The sequence below is a fragment of the Janthinobacterium sp. TPC_1 genome, assembly GCF_056037845.1.
Genome location: NZ_CP195157.1, coordinates 950,117 through 967,863, shown reverse-complemented (window position 1 = coordinate 967,863; position 17,747 = coordinate 950,117). Strand labels below are relative to the sequence as shown.

Here is a 17,747-nt window from a genome sequence, read left to right as displayed (position 1 = left end):
CGTGCTAGCGCCATTCCCGGGCGAAGCCGTTACTGCTGTGCCATTGCGTGACAGTGCCTGTTGCAGCGTGGCGCAACGCGCCGCGCATATCCATATAGTAAATGCTTCGTTTGCAGGATCGATGCGCAGGCATACAGTGGACTTCCCCAGACTCTAGTCGAGTTCCCATGTCGGCCGTCCTGAAATCCGCGTTTTCTTCCAGCCAGTTCCGTATCGAAACGTTCGACGCGCCGCTGGGCGCGCAAGTGCTGGGGCTGGACCTGGCGCAGCCGCTGTCGCTGGGCGACTTCCAGCGCCTGCACCACGCCCACCTCGACCATCACGTGCTGGTGTTCCGCGACCAGCGCATCACGCCGCAGCAGCAAGTCGATTTCAGCCGCCGCTTCGGCCCCCTGCAAATCCACGTGCTGCGCCAGTTCCAGCTGCCCACGCAGCCGGAGGTGCTGATCATCTCGAACATCGTCGAAGATGGCCAGCCCATCGGTCTGGGTGACGCGGGCCATTTCTGGCACTCCGACCTGTCGTACAAGGAAGTGCCCAGCCTCGGTTCCATGCTGCACGCGCAGGAATTGCCGGACGAGGGCGGCGATACCGTGTTTGCCAATATGCACCTGGCCTGGGAAAGCTTGCCGGCCGCGCTGCGCCATGCCGTGCGCGGCGCCCGCGCCGAGCACAGCTATCTGAGCCAGTATGAGGAGTTGCGCCGCCGCAACCCGTGGCGGCCCGCGCTGACGCAGGCGCAGATCGATGAAGTCACACCCGTGACGCACCCCGTGGTGCGCGTGCATCCGGAAACGGGACGGCGCGCCCTGTTCGTCAGCGAACATTTCACCACGCGCATCGTCGGCTTGCCTGACGATGAAAGCCGCGCCCTGCTCGACGAACTGTTTGCGCACAGCGTACGCCCGGAACACCTGTACGTGCACCGCTGGCAGCCGCATGACCTGGTGTTCTGGGACAACCGTTCCCTGATGCATCTGGCGACGGGGTGTCCGCCCGAGCAGCGCCGCAAACTCTACCGTACAACCATCGAAGGCGATGCGCCGTACTGATTTCTACTGTTGATCTGACCCAAGGAGTGTCCATGTTGCCGATCTTGACCTTTTCCCGCCGCCTGCTCGCCACCATTGTCGTGCTGTGCATGGCCATGCCCATGGCCCGGGCCGAAGGCCAGATCCGCATCGCGGGCCAGCATGGCATCACCTTCTTGCTGCTCAATATTGCGCAGGAACAAAAGCTGATCGAAAAGCATGGCAAGCAGCAGGGCGTCGATGTGAAGGTCGAGTGGATCACCCTGTCCGGCGGCCCCGCCATCAATGACGCTTTGTTGTCGGGCAATATCGATATCGCGGGGGCCGGCCTGGGGCCGCTGCTGACCATCTGGGACCGCACCAAAGGCCGGCAGAACGTGCGCGGCGTGGCCTCGCTCGGTAATTTCCCCTACTACTTGATCAGCAACAATCCCAAGGTGAAAACCCTGGCCGACTTGACGGACAAGGACCGCATCGCCTTGCCCGCCGTCTCCGTGTCCGTCCAGGCGAGGATATTGCAGATGGCCGTGGCGAAGCAGTGGGGCGACAAGGAATTTTCCCGTCTGGATAAAATCACGCAAACCCTGCCGCACCCCGATGCGGCGGCGGCCATCATCGCCGGCGGCACGGAGCTGACGGGCCACTTCGGCAATTCGCCGTTCCAGGAACAGGAGCTGGCGCAAAACCCGAACACCCGCATCATCCTGAACTCGTACGACGTGCAGGGCGGGCCCAGCTCGTCGACCCTGCTGTATGCGACGGAAAAGTACCGCAAGGACAACCCGAAGACGTACCGCGCCTTCATCGCCGCGCTGGCCGAAGCGGCGCAGTATGCGAGCAGCAATCCGCAGGGCGCGGCCGACATCTATATCAAGGTCAATAAAAGCAAGGTGGACCGCAATCTGCTGCTGAAAATCTTTGCCAATCCGCAAGTGCAATTCAAGATCGCGCCGCAAAACACCTATGGCCTGGCGCAATTCCTGCACCGCGTGAGCGCCATCCGCAACCTGCCCGACAGCTGGCGCGACTATTTCTTTGACGACCCTGCCATTACGCAAGGAGGCTGACATGAATGCGCCCGCTTTTCACCTGGTACGCCCTCCTGTCACCTTACAGCCTTTGCTCAGCGTCAAGCATGTCAGCCTGGAATACCGCACGGAGCAGCGCACCGTGCGCGCCACGCACGACGTCAGTTTCGACGTCTTTCGGGGCGACCGTTTTGTGCTGCTGGGGCCATCCGGCTGCGGCAAGTCATCCTTATTGAAAGCCGTGGCCGGCTTCATCGCGCCGCGCGCGGGCAGCATCGCCATGCAGGGCCAGCCCATTCACAAACCGGGGCCGGACCGTGTCGTCGTGTTCCAGGAATTCGACCAGTTGCCGCCATGGAAGACCGTGCTGGAAAACGTCATGTTCCCCTTGCTGGCCAGCAAGCGGCTGGACAAGCAGGCGGCCCGCGAGCGCGCCCATCACTGGATCGCCAAGGTGGGCCTGGCCGGCTTTGAGGACGCCCATCCGCATACCTTGTCGGGCGGCATGAAGCAGCGGGTGGCCATCGCCCGCGCCCTGGCCATGCAGCCGGAAGTGCTGTTGATGGACGAGCCGTTTGCCGCCCTCGATGCCTTGACGCGGCGCAAGATGCAGGAAGAGCTGAGCCGCCTGTGGGAGGAGCTGCGCTTTACCCTCGTCTTCGTCACGCATTCGATCGAGGAAGCCCTGGTCGTGGGCAACCGCATCCTGCTGCTGTCGCCCCATCCGGGCCGGGTGCGTGCCGAACTCAACAGCCATCAGTTCGGCTTGCACAGCGCGGGCAGTGCGGAATTCCAGGCGGCCAGCAGCCGCATCCACGGCTTGCTGTTCGATGAGGAGGTTGATCCTGCTCAACAAGCGGATACGGCGCAGCGGGAGGCCGGATGAGCGCGCTGCTGGAACCACCGATTCGCCAGGAGGTCGTGTATGCGGCGCCGCCGCCGGCCGGCGTCACCGTCGAGCTGCCGCTGTCGCGCTGGCAGCGCTGGAGCCAGCACGCGCTGTGGCGCAAGGCCTTGATTTTGCTCAGCCTGGCCCTGCTGTGGGAAGGCGCGGCGCGCTGGACAAACAACGATTTATTATTGCCCGGTTTTCTGCAGACGGCGCAGGCGTTTATCGGCGGCATCGCCAGCGGTGAATTGCTGACGCGCACGGCCGCGTCCCTCGTCGTGTTGCTGCAAGGCTATGCGGCGGGCGTGCTGGCCGCCTTCGTGCTGACCTTGCTGGCCGTGTCGAGCCGCATCGGGCGCGACGTGCTGGAAACCCTGACGGCCATGTTGAATCCCTTGCCGGCCATCGCCTTGCTGCCGCTGGCCTTGCTGTGGTTTGGCCTGGGACGTGCGAGTTTGATCTTTGTCATCGTCCATTCCGTGATGTGGCCGCTGGCCCTGAACACGTATGCGGGTTTCCAGGGCGTGCCCGAGACCCTGCGCATGGCGGGCCGCAATTATGGCTTGAGCGGCTTGCGCCTGGTGCTGCACATCCTCGTGCCGGGCGCCTTGCCGTCCATCGTCTCGGGTTTGAAGATAGGCTGGGCATTCGCCTGGCGCACCCTGATCGCGGCCGAGCTGGTATTTGGCACCACGTCGGGGCAGGGTGGCCTGGGCTGGTATATCTTCCAGAACCGTAACGAGCTGTACACGGACAAGGTGTTTGCCGGCCTGGCGGCCGTCATCGTCATCGGTTTAATCGTGGAAAACATCGGCTTTTTCGCACCCTGGAGCGCGTGACCCTGAAACGCTGGGGCATGCAGCGGTAGTTATCTCACCATACTTATTTCAGGATCTTGCGCGCCGCCGCGATGATTTGCCGCGACAGCTGCTCCATGCGCGGCGACTGCACCTTCCACGTGTGCCAGTACAGGGCCACGTCGGCCGGCGTCTTGGGGGTGAGCATTTCCACCAGCTCGCCATCCGTGTTCGCCTTCAGCAGCAATTCCGGCACCATGCCGTAGCCGAGGCCGTAGCGGATGGCGTTGAAGTGCGAGGTGGCGCCCGGCACGTAATGGCAGGGGTAGGCCCCTTCGGGCAGCCCCAGCGCCTCTTGCAGGAACGATGACTGCAGGGTGTCCTTGCGCGTGTAGGCGACGACGGGCGCCGTGCGCGCCGCCTTGCGCGTCAGCCCGTGCGCGAACCACTGCTGGCGGAACGCGGGCGTGGCCACCAGCCAGTAGCGCATCACGCCCAGCGGCTCGGCCGTGCAGCCGCGCATGGGTTTGGCTTCCGTGCTGATGCAGCCGATCGCCATGCCCGTCTCCAGCAAAGTATAGGTGTGATCCTGGTCTTCCACGGTCAGGTCGAGCAGCACGCGCTCGCGTATCAGCACCTCGGACAGGGCGGGGAAGAACCACGTGCCCATCGAATCCGCATTCAGCGCCAGCACCAGCGTCAGCGGGGCATCCTGCTGCACCGCCAGTTCCGCCTGCAAGTCCGCTTCCAGCAGCTTGGCGCGCTTCAGGTACTGCATCAGGCGCTGGCCCATGCGCGTGGCGCGCGCGGGACGGCTGCGCACGATCAAGGCATTACCGAGCTGGCTTTCCAGCGCCCGCACCCGCTGCGAAATGGCGGGCGACGTCAGGTGCAGCCGCAGCGCGGCCTGTTCGAAACTGCCCGTTTCGACGACGGCGCGGAACGCTTCCGTGTGCTTGGGATTGAGATCCATGACCACTGCCTAACATAAGAAAAATTTATCAATACTAAATAATACTTACTTTTCATAAGGATGGGTGTGTTGCAGTGCACAATGCCTCTTTGATGGAGTGCCGCGCGCGGCCTCCTGGCAGCAAGGGAATACCACCATGGAAGCACAAGCGAACGACCATACCCCCCGCAAGCCGCAGTCTAAGCTGGCGCGCAATCTGAAATTCGGCCTGGGACTGACCCTGGGCCTGGGCATGGCCGCCGCGCTGGCGGGCGGCTGGTGGCTGCGCCAGGCGTGGCAAGACTTGCCGCCCGTCGAGCACCTGGCCCAGTACAAGCCCGCGCTGCCGCTGCGCATTTTTTCCAGCGAAGGCGAGCTGCTGGCCGAGTACGGCGAAGAGCGCCGCGAGTTCCTGCCCCTGAAGGAGATCCCGCTGCGCATGCGCCAGGCCTTGCTGGCCATCGAGGATGCCCGCTTCTACGAGCATGGCGCCGTGGACTTTTATGGCTTGACGCGCGCCACCCTGGCCAACGTCGTCACGGGCCACCACGCGCAGGGCGCCAGCACCATCACCATGCAGGTGGCGCGCGACTTTTTCCTGTCGCGCGAAAAGACCGTGCAGCGTAAACTGACGGAGATGCTGCTCGCCTACAAGCTGGAACAGCACTACGGCAAGGACAAGCTGCTGGAACTGTACATGAACCAGATTTACCTGGGCGAACGTTCCTACGGCTTTTCCGCCGCCTCGAACATTTATTTTGACAAGCCGCTGGCCGACGTCAGCATCGCGGAAGCGGCCATGCTGGCCGGCTTGCCGAAGGCGCCGTCGGCCTACAACCCCGTCGCCAATCCGCAGCGCGCCACCGTGCGCCAGCACTACATTCTGCAGCGCATGCGCGAACTCGGCTACATCACGCCGGCCGAATACGACGCCGCCGTGGCGGAAAAACTGGCCCTGAACAAGGACCGCAACAGCTCCGTGCACGCGGCCGCGTATGCGGTCGAGGAAGCGCGCCAGCTGATATTGCAAAGCTACCCGGAAGGTGCCTACAGCATGGGCCTGGACGTGACGACCACCATCCGCATGGCGCCGCAGCGGGCGGCCGACAAGTCGCTGCGCGATGGGCTATTGAATGCGCAGGCGCGGCGCGGCTATCGCGGCCCGGAAGCGCGCCTGGCCGCCTCCGCAGACAGCGTGGCGCGCCAGCTGGCCGCCTACCCGGACAGCGGAGAAGTGCGCGCCGCGCTGGTGCGCAAGGTGGAGAGCGGCGGCAAGCGCCAGCTGACGGCGCAGCTGCGCAATGGCGACGAGATCACCTTGACGGCGTCGGATGCGCGCCTGGGCGGCAAGCTGCAGTGGGATGGCAAGCGCGCCATCGTCGAGGGCAGCGTGATCCGCGTGGTGCACGACGCGGCGAAAAACCGCTGGCTCGTGAGCCAGCTGCCCGAGATGGAAGGCGCGCTCATTTCCGTCGAGGCGCACAGCGGCGAAATCGTCGCCATGGCGGGCGGCTTCGATTTCTACCGCAACCACTACAACCACGCCATGCAAGCCTACCGCCAGCCGGTTCCAGCTTCAAGCCCTTCGTGTATTCGGCGGCGCTGGAAAAGGGATATTTCCCCGGCACGTCCGTGGACGATACGCAGCGCCTGTTGCTGCCGCAGGAAACGGGCGCGCAGCCGTGGCGTCCGCGCAATTACGGCAACAACTATGAAGGCTTCATCAGCGTGCGGCGCGGCCTCGTGCGCTCGAAAAACCTGGTGGCCGTCAGTCTGATGCAGGCGGCGGGGCCCGGCTACGTGCAGCACTACGCCACGCGCTTCGGCTTCGAGGGCGCGCGCAATCCCGTTTCCCTGCCGCTGGCGCTGGGCGCGGGCGCCGTCACGCCGCTGCAGCTGGCGCAATCGTATGCCGTGTTCGCCAACGGCGGCGTGCAGATGCCGCCCAAATTGATCAAGGAAGTGCGCAGCCGCAGCGGCGCGGTGTTGTTCAGCGACGCGGCGCCGCGCGCCAAAGGCGTGCCGGCAGCGGGCACGCAGGTCATCTCCACGCGCAATGCCTACGTCATGGACAGCATGCTGCGCGACGTCGTCAAGAGCGGCACGGGACGCGGCGCGCTGGCGCTGGGGCGCGGCGACGCGGCAGGCAAGACGGGCACGTCGAACAATGCGTACGACGCCTGGTTCGCCGGCTATTCCTCGGGCCTGGTGTCCGTCGTCTGGCTAGGCTACGACCAGCCGAAAAGCCTGGGCAATGCCACCGGCGGCACCCTGGCGCTGCCCGTCTGGCGCGACTACATGCAGGTGGCCGTGCAGGGCCGCCGCGAGCAGGTGCTGGCCGAACCGCCAGGCCTGGCCCTGCTCGACGGCGACTATGTGTATGCCGAATACCTGGCCGGCGACTGCCTGAAGGATAACTTCGCCTTTATCCACAGCAGCGTCGGCTGCGGCAGCGCCGGTGCCGATACGCGCATGGCCCACGGTGAAGCGGGCGATGGCGGCTCCAGCACGGGCACGAGCGAGGCGCGCACCCTGAGCGAAGCGCGCGAACGCGAACAAATTCTCAAATCATTTTCGGAAGAGTAAGACCATGCTGCTATATACGATTTACCTGGTGGCGATTGTCGCCGAAGCGATGTCCGGCGCCATCATGGGCATGCGGCGCGGCATGGATTTGTTCGGCATTTGCATGATCGGCACCGTCACGGCGCTGGGCGGCGGCACCGTGCGCGACGTGCTGCTGGGGCACTATCCGCTGGGCTGGATCGCGCATCCCGAATACCTGCTGTTTACCATCGGCGCGGCCATTGTGACGGCCTTTGTCGCACGCTACCTGCACCATCTGCGCGCCATCTTTTTGCTGGTCGACGGCCTGGGCCTGGTGGCGTTTTGCGTGATTGGCTGCGACATCGCCATGTCGGCCAAGATGCATCCGGCCATCGTCGTGCTGGCGGGGATGATCACGGGCGTCTTCGGCGGCCTGCTGCGCGATATCCTGTGCAACCAGATTCCCCTCGTGCTGCAGCGCGAAGTGTATGCCACCGTGGCCCTGTTCACGGGTGCCCTGTACGTTGGCCTGCTGCACTTCAAGGTCGACAGCTCGGTGGCGCAGCTGGCGTCCATCGGCGCGGGCTTTTTGTTCCGTTTCCTGGCGTTGCATTTCGAGTGGCGGCTGCCGAATTTCAACGGCGACCGCATACGGGGTTTTGAGTAAGACGGCAGCCACGTGCATATTTTTGCGCAAATTTAACCCCTTTTTCTGCGCCGCTGCGTTTCATGTTGGACACCCCAGCCAACCGGAGAAGAAGCGATGTCCAGTGCTCTCAAGATCACATTGATACTGTCCCTGTTGCTGTCGGCAGGCAGCCACGCCGCCGGCACGGCGCCGCGCAAGACCCTGGCGCCGTTCGCCAGCGAGCAAGCCTTGAGCAGCTACCTGCAGCAGCTGCAGGCGCGCCAGGCGGCGCTGCAAAGGGAGCAGCAGAAACTGCAGCGCGCCACGGCGCAGTACATGTCGGCGCCACCGGCCCCTCCCGCGCCGATGGCGGCGAAAGCGGCGCCGGCGGCATCGGCAGAGGCGGCCGAATCCGTCACCAATGTGCAGACGGCGGGCGTGGACGAAGGCGGCATCGTCAAGCTGCACGGCAGGCACCTGGTGATGCTCCGGCGCGGCAAGCTGTTTACCGTGCAGGTGGGCGGCAATGCTTTGCAGCCAGTCGCCTCGCTCGACGCGTTCGCGCCCGGCAGCGACCCGTCGGGCAGCTGGTATGACGAGATGCTGATCGATGGCGACACGGTGGTGGTGATCGGCTACAGCTACAGCCGGGGCGGCACGGAAATCGGCCTGTTCGACATCGACGCGGACGGCAAGCTGGCCTACCGCTCGACTTACCATTTGCGCTCCAACGATTATTACTCGTCGCGCAATTACGCTAGCCGCCTGATCGGCAGCAAACTGGTGTTCTATTCGCCCCTGTCGCTGAACTTGCGCCGGGGCGACCCGTTCGGCGGCTTCCCCGCGCTGCGCCGCTGGCGCCCCGATGCCGTGCCGTCCGATTTCAAGCGCATCGCCCCTGCCACGCGCATCTACCGCACCGATGACGAGCCCGAACCAGGCTTTGGTCTGACCCTGCATACGGTCACCGTGTGCGACCTGGCACAGCGCGACATGCGCTGTGAAGCGACCGCCGTGATGGGGCCGCAGGGGCGCGTGTTTTACGTGTCCGGCGAATCCGTCTTCGTGTGGACCACGCGCCGCGGCAGCGACTCGGGCGTGTTCCGCATTCCCCTCGATGGCACGGCGCCCAGCGCCCTGAAGGTGGCGGGGGCGCCCGTCGACCAGTTCTCGTTCCTGGAAAGCGCTGATGGCCACTTGAACGTCCTGCTGCGCGCCGAGGGCCAGGGCGACGCCATGTGGGATGGCGCGCGGGGGCGGGGCGACATGGCCCTGCTGCGCGTGCCATTGGCGTCGTTTTCCGATGGCCGCGACAGTGCGCCCGCCGGCAGCTACAAGCCGCTGCCCGGTGGTGGCGGCTACGGCCTGCAGAACCGTTATGTTGGGCCGTATCTGTTGTATGGAAATCCGGGCAATGCGGGACGCCGCAAGGCCGACCAGGCCTGGCCGCGCCAGCCCCTGTACGCCGTGCGCTGGGCCGACGCGGGCGGCGTGCAAGCCTTGTCCCTGCCGCACGGCGTGGAGCGCATCGAGGCGCTGGGCAATGATGCGGTGGTGATTGGCGCACAGGGCAGGGATTTGCACTTCAGCACCATCGGCCTGGGGGCGCAGGCGGCGGTCGCCACGCGCTACATCCGCGCCGACGCGGCGCAGGGCGAGTCGCGCAGCCACGGCTTTTTCTACAAGCCGCAAGCTCAAAATGAGGGCCTGATCGGCTTGCCCATCCTGGGCGCGGACGAGCGGCCTGGCCTCAACAAGTCAGCCGCCTCCGTCCTGTATCTGCGCAACAGCGGTTTGACATTGACGGAACTGGGCGCGCTTGCCGCGCGGCCGGGCCAGGCGCCGGACGACGGCTGCCGCGCGTCCTGCGTGGACTGGTATGGCAATGCGCGGCCCCTGTTCCTGCAGGGCCGGGTCTTCGCCTTGCTCGGCTATGAACTGGTGGAAGGGGCGCTCAGGGATGGACAGATCCGCGAAGTGCGCCGCATCAGCTATGCGCCCATCGCGCCCACTGTACGCTGACGGCGTCGGGAAATTGCCGCTGCCGCGTAGTTCGGCTACACTGATTCGCATGCCCGACACTTTATTGACCGCGACGGATGAAGACCTGATGCTGCGCTACAGCGCCGGCGACCTGCCGTCGTTTCGCGAGCTGTACCGGCGCCACAGCCAGGGGCTGTACCGCTTCGTGGCCTGGCGTTCGCCGCGCCGCGCGTGGGTGGACGAGATCGTGCAGGATGCGTGGGCCAGCCTGCATGCGGCGCGCGCCGGCTACCAGCCGCATGCGGCGTTTCGTACCTATCTGTACCAGATCGCGCGCAACCGCCTGATCGACCTCCTGCGCCAGCGGGAAGGATTGGAACACGACGGCGTGGGCGAATTGGCGGACGAGGGCGCCTCGCCGCCGCAATCGCTGGAGCAGAAACAGCAGCATGCACGGCTGCATGCGGCCATCGCCGCGCTGCCGGCGGAACAGAAGGAAGCGCTGGTGCTGCAGCAGTTCAGCGGCATGAGCATCCTCGAGATCGCCGTGGTGACGGGGGCAGAAGCGGAAACCGTCAAGAGCCGGCTGCGCTACGCCATGCAGAAATTGCGCGCGGGCTTGGACAGCGCCGCTGGCGCGGGAGGACAGGCATGAATACGCACAATCACGACGAACCGAATGACGAGGAATTGAACGCGTTGCTGGCCAGCCTGCCGCAGCCCGCGCCTTCCAGCGCGCTCGATGCGGCCATCCTGGCCGACGCTGAAAAAGCATTGGCAAAACCCGTTGCCGCGAACGACAGCGCCGATGGCGTGCGGCGCACCTTGCCGGCCAAGAAATCGCCCGATTACCTGCAGCGCTGGCGCGTGCCGCTGGGACTGGCCGCCGCCGTGCTGTTGACGGTAAACCTGATCGGTGTGGACTGGTTCGGGTCGAAACCGGCGCAATTTCCCGTCGTCGGGGAACCGCTCACGCAGGAGGTGATGTCCGCACCGGCCGCTGCACCTGCCACTGAGTCTGCGCCACCGCGGCCAGCACCGCGCGCCATGACCAAGGCGGCACCGAGGTCGCCGGCGCAGGCCGAGCCGGTGCCAGCGCACGTGTCAGTACCCGTTGCTCCCCCTGCGCCGCCGCCACCGCCGGCGCCTGCTGCGGCAATGGAGCAGCAAGCCGCCATGCAGGCTGAAGCCGGCCTGCAACGCTCGGCGCCCGTGCAGCGCGCGCTGGCCATGCCCGCGCCCGTCGCGGCAAAGTCGGCGCCACTGCCGCCGCCCGCAAAGCTCGACGCCTCCGTATGGCTGGTGAAGATCGACGCCCTGCTCAAGGCGGGCGAGGATACCCTGGCGCACGAGGAGTGGACAGCGTTCCGGCAGGTCTATCCCGATTATCCGGTGGCCGACGAGCTGCGGCAGCGCCTGGAAAAAAAGTAGCGCGTTACACGATCCCCTTCCTGCGTTCCCACACGGCGCTGCCGACGAAAATGGCGCAGCATACCCACATCACGGCAGGCAGGGCGTTCACGCCGACTGATTGCATCAGCACGCCCGTCAGCAAGGGGCCGCCGCCACTGGTCACACCCCAGGTGGCGTTGACGATGGCGCTGGCGCTGGTCAGCGACAAGCCCGTAAAACGCTCGCCGCAGGCCACCAGCGCCAGCATGTAGATGCCGCCCGCCGCCGCGCCCAGCAACAGCAGCAAGGTCCACCACAGCCACGGCGTGCCGACGGCAAACGGCAGCAGCGGCAGCAGCAGGCAGACGGCCACGCCGCAGCCCGCGTGCACCCTGGCGCGGCCGAAGCGGTCGGCCATCCATCCCAGCGCAAATTGCAGGCCCGTGTCGCCCACCAGTACCACGGTGGCCGACAGCAGGGCCAGGTCGGTGCCGATGCCGTGCTCCATCGCATACAGCGGCAGCAAGCTCAATGCCAGCGTGTCGAACAGGGCGAAGAAGGCGGCGCCCAGCACGATCATCGGCATGCGCGGCAGGATCAGGGTCCACTTCACGCCCTGTTCCTCCGGTTCGCGTTCCGGGCCGCCGTTCGAGATCAGCATCAGGCCCGGCACGGCCAGCAAAAACAGCAGGCCGCAGGCGGCGAAGCTCCAGCTGATCTTGTCGTTGAAGAGGGCCACGAGGGCAGGGCCGATCAGCTGGAAGAAGGTAAAACTGGTGGTGTACATGGCCACCACGCGTCCGCGCGAATTGTCGGGCGCCAGGCGGTTCACCCACGCTTCGCCGATGGTGAACAGCACGCCCATGGCGCCGCCGAACAGGAAACGCAGCACGCTCCACGCCAGCAGATGATCGGTGAACTGCATGGTGATCGTCGCCAGCAACGCCACCCAGACGGCGCCCAGCATGGTGGCGCGCGCGCCGAAGCGCCCCACCCAGCGCGAGACGAATGGCGAGGCGGCCAGGATGCCGAGCGCGCTGACGGCCGTGATCATGCCGATGATGTCCGTGCCCACGCCGCGCTGGTGCAGGGTCAGCGCCGTCAACGGCATGGTCGCGCCCAGGCCCAGGCCGACCACGCCGATGCTGACCACGAGGGCAAAGAAGTCGCGCCATGGCATGTGCTTCATGGCTGTCCCCGCAGGGTGAAAAAGGAGTTTCGGAAGGCTGGAAAGCGGTGTGGATGCATGGGAAAGTAAGGGACTTTGCCGGTGGCGCTGGTGTTTGGCGCCGGACGGGCATATGATGATTTTAATAAAGCAAGGCCGTAGTGTAGGCGATGTGTGCCGCCGTTGGCCACGTGTGGCCGTTTCTACCGGCTCTGCTGTACAGTGTAGCGAGCGGCAGCGCTGTCATGGCGCTGTCATTGGATCGTCACGCCAGCGAGGTAGCACCATGCGCCGTCCCATCGTTCTCGTTCCCGCCTGCCAGCGCCAGCTGGGCAGCCGCCTGGCACATGGCGCAGGACAAATACCTGCACGCCGTGCTGCGCGGCGCCGGCTGCATGCCGCTGCTGCTGCCCGCCCTGGGCGCCGACGCCGACCTGGAAGCGGCGCTGCAGGTCGCCGACGGCATCATGCTGACCGGCTCGGCCTCGAACGTTGATGCGCGCCTGTACGGCGAAGAGATCTTGCATCCCGACCTGCCGCAAGACCCCGCGCGCGATGCCACCACCTTGCCCCTGATCCGCGCCGCGCTGGTGCGTCAACTGCCGCTGTTCGCCATCTGCCGCGGCTTCCAGGAAGTCAACGTGGCCCTGGGCGGCAGCCTGCACCAGGCCGTGCAGGCGGTACCGGGCATGATGGACCACCGCGAGAACGTGCTCGATCCCCTGGCGCGCCAGTACGCGCCCGCGCACCGCATCAAGCTGATGCCCGACGGCGTGCTGTCACGGCTGCTGGGCGGCGAGAGCGAAATGATGGTCAATTCCCTGCATGGCCAGGGCATCGCGCGGCTGGCCGATGGCTTGCTGGTGGAAGCGCTGGCCGACGACGGCCTGGTGGAAGCGTATACGGTGGCCAGCGCCGCCGGCTTTGCGCTGGCGGTGCAATGGCACCCGGAATGGCAGGTGGAAGACAATCCGCAGTCCATGCGGCTGTTCGGCGCCTTCGGCCAGGCGTGCCGCGATTACCAGGAGCAGCACAGAAAGACAGAATGACAGGCGCGCCGCCCGCAGCACGCGGCGTTTGATCAAGACCAGCGAGAGGGAAGCATGGCAATACGCGAAAATTTCACCTATACGGATATGGATTTGTGGCTCAATGAAAAGCGCGTCACGGAAATCGAATGCCTGGTGCCCGACTTGACGGGCGTGGCGCGGGGGAAGATCCTGCCGCGCGGGAAATTCACCCAGGAGCGCGGCATGCGCATCCCGGAGGCGGTGCTGGGCATGACGGTGACGGGCAATTATCCGGTCGACGACGGCGGCTATGACCGCGCCATTTCCAGCACCGACCGCGACATGATTTTAAAGGCCGATCCCACCACCATCACCATGGTGCCGTGGGCTACCGATCCCACCGCGCAAGTCATCCACGACTGCTATTTTGCCGACGGCATGCTGGTCGATTTCGCTCCCCGCTCCGTGCTGCGGCGCGTGCTGAAACTGTATGCGGACAAGGGCTGGAAACCCGTGGTGGCGCCGGAGCTGGAGTTCTATCTGACGGCGAAGAACACGGACCCCGACTTGCCATTGAAACCGCCCATCGGGCGCAGCGGCCGGGCCGAGACGAGCCGCCAGGTGTACAGCATCGACGCCGTCAACGAATTCGATCCGCTGTTCGAGGACATCTACGATTACTGCGAACTGATGAACCTTGACGTCGATACCCTGATCCACGAAATCGGCGCGGGACAGATGGAAATCAACTTCCTGCACGGCGATCCGCTGGGGCTGGCCGACAAGGTCTTCTTCTTCAAGCGCACCTTGCGCGAAGCGGCGTTAAAACACGATATGTACGCCACCTTCATGGCCAAGCCCATGGCGGGCGAGCCGGGTTCCGCCATGCACGTGCACCAGAGCGTCGTCGATGCGAAGACGGGCCTGAACATCTTCAGCAACGAGGACGGTTCGGCCGCGCCCATCTTCAAGCATTACATCGCGGGCCTGCAGCGCTACATGCCGTCGGCCATGGCCATCGTCGCGCCCTACGTGAATTCCTACCGCCGCATCGTGCGCCACACGGCCGCGCCGATCAACATCCAGTGGGGCCTGGACAACCGCACGGTGGGCTTCCGCGTGCCCGAGTCGGGCGTGCAGGACCGGCGTGTGGAAAACCGCATCATCGGCGCCGACGCGAATCCTTACCTGGCCCTGGCCGTCACCCTGGCCTGCGGCTATCTCGGCATGACGGAACAGCTGGAAGCGACGCCGATGATGGTGGGCAGCGCCTACGACATGAAGTTCGAGCTGCCGCAAGGCTTGCCCGAAGCCCTGCAGCTGCTGCGTGCGGAAGACAAGCTGCGCACGGTGCTGGGCGAGCGCTTCATCGACGTGTATGCGGCCATCAAGGACCTCGAGCACCAGGAATTCATGACCGTCATCAGTCCGTGGGAGCGCGAACACTTGTTGTTACACGTTTAAAAGGAACACGCATGAGCATAACAAACAATCCGCTGGCGCCAGGCGCCGCTTTTGTAGCCTCCGTGGCGCAGAAAAACGCGGCGCCGCAGGTGTATGACACGGCAGCCATCCAGAAAATGGACTCGGCCCACTACCTGCATCCGTTCACCGATTTCCAGGATCTGGCAGGCAAGGGCGCCAGGGTGATGGTGCGCGGCGACGGCGTCTACCTGTGGGATAGCCAGGGCAAGAAGATCGTCGACGGCATGTCGGGCCTGTGGTGCGTGAACGTGGGCTACGGCCGCACGTCGATCTCGCAAGCCGTGTACCGGCAAATGGAGACGCTGCCCTTCTATAACAGCTTTTTTGGCACGACGAACGTGCCGGCCGCGCAACTGGCGGCCAAGCTGGCGCAGATATCGCCGCCGCAGTTCCAGCACGTGTTCTTCACCAGTTCCGGCTCCGAGGGCAACGACACAAACCTGCGCATGGTGCGCCGCTACTGGGATATCCTCGGCTACAAGGAACGCCACACCATCATCAGCCGCCACAACGCGTATCACGGCAGCACGGTGGCGGGGGCGTCGCTGGGAGGCATGGACGGCATGCATGCGCAGGGCGGCTTGCCGATACCGGGCATCGCGCATATCGGCCAGCCCAATTACCTGGAATCGGGCCACGGCTTGTCTCCGGAAGCCTTCGGCTTGAAAGCGGCTGGCTGGCTGGAAGACAAGATCCTCGAAATCGGCGCCGACAAGGTGGCCGCCTTTATCGGCGAACCGGTGCAGGGCGCCGGCGGCGTCATCATCCCGCCATCGACGTATTGGCCCGAAATCCAGCGCATCTGCGACAAGTACGGCATCTTGCTGATCGCGGATGAAGTCATCTGCGGCTTCGGCCGCCTGGGGCGCTGGTTCGGCTCCGAGCTGTTCGGCATCAAGCCCGACCTGATCACGTTTGCCAAGGGCGTCACCTCGGGCTACGTGCCCCTGGGCGGCGTGCTGGTGGGCGACAGGGTGGCCAAGGTATTGATCGAGCGGGGCGGCGAATTCACGCACGGTTTCACGTATTCGGGCCATCCAGTCGCTTGCGCGGCCGCGCTGGAAAACATCCGCATCATCGAGGAAGAGCAGCTGGTGGCCAAGGTGGCCGAGGACACGGGACCGTACCTGAAGCAGTGCTTCGCCAGCCTGGGTGAGCATCCGCTGGTCGGCTATGCGGACAGCTGCGGCCTCGTCGCGGGCCTGAACCTGGTGCGCCGCAAGGGCGCCACCGTGCACGACAACGAGCTGTTCGACGAGGGGCAGGGCGTGGGCATGATCTGCCGCGGCCATATGTTCGACAACGGCGTCATCATGCGCGCCGTGGGCGAACGCATGATCGTCGCCCCGCCGCTGGTGATGACGCGCGCGCAGATCGATGAGATGATGGCGCTGATACGGCTGTGCCTGGACAAGACGTATGACGAGGTGAAGGCGAAGGGCTGGGTGTAGGTTCTGGCTGAACCCAAACGCAAGAATACCGGGGTCAGACCCGCCGGGGGAATACGTCCCGGTGGGACGTATTCCGATCGCGAAGCGACTGACCCCGGATTTCTGCTGAATGCGCCACAGAAATCATAATTTTCACAGCACATGCGGGTGAGTTCCGCTAAACTTCCATCTTGGCCGCTACTACAGCGGCCAGTTTTTCATTTTGACACCCTTTTACCTAGAAGCTACCCACACATGACGATAGCAACACCTGCCGCGTCGGCCAGCGACGCCCAAGCGCCTTTCTTGCTGATTGATCAGTTGGTCAAGGAATTCGATGGCGTGCGTGCCGTCGATGGCATTTCCGTGACGATCAACAAGGGCGAGATTTTCGCCCTGCTGGGCAGCTCAGGTTGCGGCAAGTCGACCCTGCTGCGCATGCTGGCCGGTTTCGAGACGCCGACCTCGGGGCGCATCGCCCTGGCGGGCAACAGCATCGTCGACGTGCCGCCGCACCAGCGGCCCATCAACATGATGTTCCAGTCGTACGCGCTGTTCCCCCATTTGTCCGTGTGGGACAACATCGCCTTCGGCCTGCGTCGCGACGGCTTGCCGAAAGCGGAAGTGGCGGCGCGGGTCGAACAGATGCTGGCGCTGGTGCAGTTGGGGCAGTACGCGAAGCGCAAGCCGCACCAGCTGTCGGGCGGCCAGCAGCAGCGCGTGGCGCTGGCGCGCAGCCTGGCCAAGCGTCCGCAATTGCTGCTGCTCGACGAGCCGCTGGGCGCGCTGGATAAAAAACTGCGCGAGCGCACGCAGATGGAACTGGTCAACATCATCGAGCAGGTGGGCGTGACGTGCGTGATGGTCACGCACGACCAGGATGAAGCCATGAGCATGGCCACGCGCATCGCCGTCATGAGCGAGGGGCGCATCCTGCAGGTGGGCGCGCCGGGTGAAATCTACGAGACGCCGAACTGCCGCTTCGTCGCCGACTTCATCGGCAGCGTCAACCTGTTCGATGGCCGCATCACGGAAGACGAACCCGATCACGTGGTCATCGACACGCCCGACGGCCGCCACTATGTCGCGCATGGCATCACGGGCAACCTGGGCATGGATGTCTCGGTGGCAGTGCGCCCCGAAAAGATCGGCATCCAGACCGAACCGCCCGCCTTGGAAGAACGCGCTTCGCCAGCGGAACACGGCTACAACTGCGCCCAGGGCGTGATCGTCGCCATGGCGTATTTTGGCAATGAAACCAGCTACCACGTACGCCTCGACAGCGGCACGGTGGTGAAAGTCTCGCGTACCAACGCGGCCCGCCACGACGCCGCGCGCCTCGAGCGCGAACAGCGCGTGTGGGTGTGGTGGGATGGCGCCGACATCGTCGTGCTGACCAGCTGAGGC

At 65.0% G+C, this 17,747-nt stretch carries 13 protein-coding genes and 2 pseudogenes; 13 read left to right on the top strand and 2 right to left on the bottom strand.

Annotated elements, in window-relative coordinates; genetic code table 11:
• Positions 1-167: 167 nt before the first annotated feature.
• The 4 genes and pseudogenes from ACQVLG_RS04715 (at position 168) to ACQVLG_RS04700 (ending at position 3,816) form a co-directional block, all read left to right on the top strand.
• A complete protein-coding gene (locus ACQVLG_RS04715; RefSeq protein WP_474293095.1) occupies positions 168-1,052 on the top strand; it encodes a TauD/TfdA dioxygenase family protein in 885 nt (294 codons plus the stop codon).
• A 32-nt stretch (positions 1,053-1,084) separates the two neighbouring features.
• On the top strand, positions 1,085-2,098 hold the full coding sequence (locus ACQVLG_RS04710; RefSeq protein ID WP_474293093.1) for an ABC transporter substrate-binding protein: 1,014 nt from the start codon (positions 1,085-1,087) through the stop codon (positions 2,096-2,098).
• Between the two features lies 1 nt (position 2,099).
• Entirely contained in the window at positions 2,100-2,945 is an 846-nt protein-coding gene (locus tag ACQVLG_RS04705) for an ABC transporter ATP-binding protein (protein ID WP_474293091.1), read from the top strand.
• A pseudogene (locus ACQVLG_RS04700) lies at positions 2,942-3,816 on the top strand (ABC transporter permease). The gene ACQVLG_RS04705 and the pseudogene ACQVLG_RS04700 overlap by 4 nt, the downstream one beginning before the upstream one ends.
• 14 nt (positions 3,817-3,830) lie before the next feature.
• Here ACQVLG_RS04700 and ACQVLG_RS04695 read toward each other — a convergent pair.
• Entirely contained in the window at positions 3,831-4,724 is an 894-nt protein-coding gene (locus ACQVLG_RS04695) for an HTH-type transcriptional regulator ArgP (RefSeq protein WP_474293089.1), read from the bottom strand.
• Positions 4,725-4,854: 130 nt separating this feature from the next.
• Here ACQVLG_RS04695 and ACQVLG_RS04690 point away from each other — a divergent pair.
• The 5 genes and pseudogenes from ACQVLG_RS04690 to ACQVLG_RS04670 all read left to right on the top strand — a co-directional run bounded on the left by ACQVLG_RS04690 (position 4,855) and on the right by ACQVLG_RS04670 (position 11,286).
• A pseudogene (locus tag ACQVLG_RS04690) lies at positions 4,855-7,283 on the top strand (penicillin-binding protein 1A).
• 4 nt (positions 7,284-7,287) lie between these two features.
• Positions 7,288-7,911, top strand: a complete 624-nt coding sequence (locus tag ACQVLG_RS04685; RefSeq protein WP_035822575.1) for a trimeric intracellular cation channel family protein — start codon at positions 7,288-7,290, stop codon at positions 7,909-7,911.
• Positions 7,912-8,007: 96 nt separating this feature from the next.
• Positions 8,008-9,894 carry a beta-propeller domain-containing protein gene (locus ACQVLG_RS04680; protein ID WP_474293087.1) on the top strand — a complete coding sequence of 629 codons (1,887 nt, stop codon included), beginning with the start codon at positions 8,008-8,010 and terminating at the stop codon, positions 9,892-9,894.
• Positions 9,895-9,943: 49 nt separating this feature from the next.
• Positions 9,944-10,510, top strand: a complete 567-nt coding sequence (locus ACQVLG_RS04675; protein ID WP_474293085.1) for a sigma-70 family RNA polymerase sigma factor — start codon at positions 9,944-9,946, stop codon at positions 10,508-10,510.
• The gene (locus tag ACQVLG_RS04670; RefSeq protein ID WP_474293083.1) at positions 10,507-11,286 is read left to right on the top strand and encodes a hypothetical protein; all 780 of its coding nucleotides are present in this window, start codon (positions 10,507-10,509) and stop codon (positions 11,284-11,286) included. Before ACQVLG_RS04675 ends, ACQVLG_RS04670 begins: the two co-directional genes overlap by 4 nt.
• Before the next feature lie 4 nt (positions 11,287-11,290).
• Here ACQVLG_RS04670 and ACQVLG_RS04665 read toward each other — a convergent pair whose 3' ends face one another.
• Positions 11,291-12,436 carry an MFS transporter gene (locus ACQVLG_RS04665; protein WP_474293081.1) on the bottom strand — a complete coding sequence of 382 codons (1,146 nt, stop codon included), beginning with the start codon at positions 12,434-12,436 and terminating at the stop codon, positions 11,291-11,293.
• A 224-nt stretch (positions 12,437-12,660) separates the two neighbouring features.
• On the opposite strand from ACQVLG_RS04665, the gene ACQVLG_RS04660 reads away from it, so the two are divergent.
• The 4 genes from ACQVLG_RS04660 (at position 12,661) to ACQVLG_RS04645 (ending at position 17,744) form a co-directional block, all read left to right on the top strand.
• On the top strand, positions 12,661-13,464 hold the full coding sequence (locus ACQVLG_RS04660) for a gamma-glutamyl-gamma-aminobutyrate hydrolase family protein (protein ID WP_474293079.1): 804 nt from the start codon (positions 12,661-12,663) through the stop codon (positions 13,462-13,464).
• 54 nt (positions 13,465-13,518) lie between these two features.
• Positions 13,519-14,889 carry a glutamine synthetase family protein gene (locus tag ACQVLG_RS04655; protein ID WP_034788700.1) on the top strand — a complete coding sequence of 457 codons (1,371 nt, stop codon included), beginning with the start codon at positions 13,519-13,521 and terminating at the stop codon, positions 14,887-14,889.
• Between the two features lie 11 nt (positions 14,890-14,900).
• The gene (locus ACQVLG_RS04650) at positions 14,901-16,361 is read left to right on the top strand and encodes an aspartate aminotransferase family protein (protein ID WP_474293076.1); all 1,461 of its coding nucleotides are present in this window, start codon (positions 14,901-14,903) and stop codon (positions 16,359-16,361) included.
• A gap of 234 nt (positions 16,362-16,595) precedes the next feature.
• Positions 16,596-17,744 carry an ABC transporter ATP-binding protein gene (locus ACQVLG_RS04645; protein ID WP_474293075.1) on the top strand — a complete coding sequence of 383 codons (1,149 nt, stop codon included), beginning with the start codon at positions 16,596-16,598 and terminating at the stop codon, positions 17,742-17,744.
• Positions 17,745-17,747: the final 3 nt, after the last annotated feature.

Bases quoted from the DNA above. Each gene is read 5' to 3' on its own strand.
- ACQVLG_RS04710 (WP_474293093.1), top strand. From the start codon at position 1,085: ATGTTGCCGATCTTGACCTTTTCCCGCCGCCTGCTCGCCACCATTGTC.
- ACQVLG_RS04685 (WP_035822575.1), top strand. From the start codon at position 7,288: ATGCTGCTATATACGATTTACCTGGTGGCGATTGTCGCCGAAGCGATG.
- ACQVLG_RS04665 (WP_474293081.1), bottom strand. From the start codon at position 12,436: ATGAAGCACATGCCATGGCGCGACTTCTTTGCCCTCGTGGTCAGCATC.
- ACQVLG_RS04650 (WP_474293076.1), top strand. From the start codon at position 14,901: ATGAGCATAACAAACAATCCGCTGGCGCCAGGCGCCGCTTTTGTAGCC.
- ACQVLG_RS04660 (WP_474293079.1), top strand. From the start codon at position 12,661: ATGGCGCTGTCATTGGATCGTCACGCCAGCGAGGTAGCACCATGCGCC.
- ACQVLG_RS04655 (WP_034788700.1), top strand. From the start codon at position 13,519: ATGGCAATACGCGAAAATTTCACCTATACGGATATGGATTTGTGGCTC.
- ACQVLG_RS04680 (WP_474293087.1), top strand. From the start codon at position 8,008: ATGTCCAGTGCTCTCAAGATCACATTGATACTGTCCCTGTTGCTGTCG.
- ACQVLG_RS04645 (WP_474293075.1), top strand. From the start codon at position 16,596: ATGACGATAGCAACACCTGCCGCGTCGGCCAGCGACGCCCAAGCGCCT.
- ACQVLG_RS04675 (WP_474293085.1), top strand. From the start codon at position 9,944: ATGCCCGACACTTTATTGACCGCGACGGATGAAGACCTGATGCTGCGC.
- ACQVLG_RS04715 (WP_474293095.1), top strand. From the start codon at position 168: ATGTCGGCCGTCCTGAAATCCGCGTTTTCTTCCAGCCAGTTCCGTATC.
- ACQVLG_RS04670 (WP_474293083.1), top strand. From the start codon at position 10,507: ATGAATACGCACAATCACGACGAACCGAATGACGAGGAATTGAACGCG.
- ACQVLG_RS04705 (WP_474293091.1), top strand. From the start codon at position 2,100: ATGAATGCGCCCGCTTTTCACCTGGTACGCCCTCCTGTCACCTTACAG.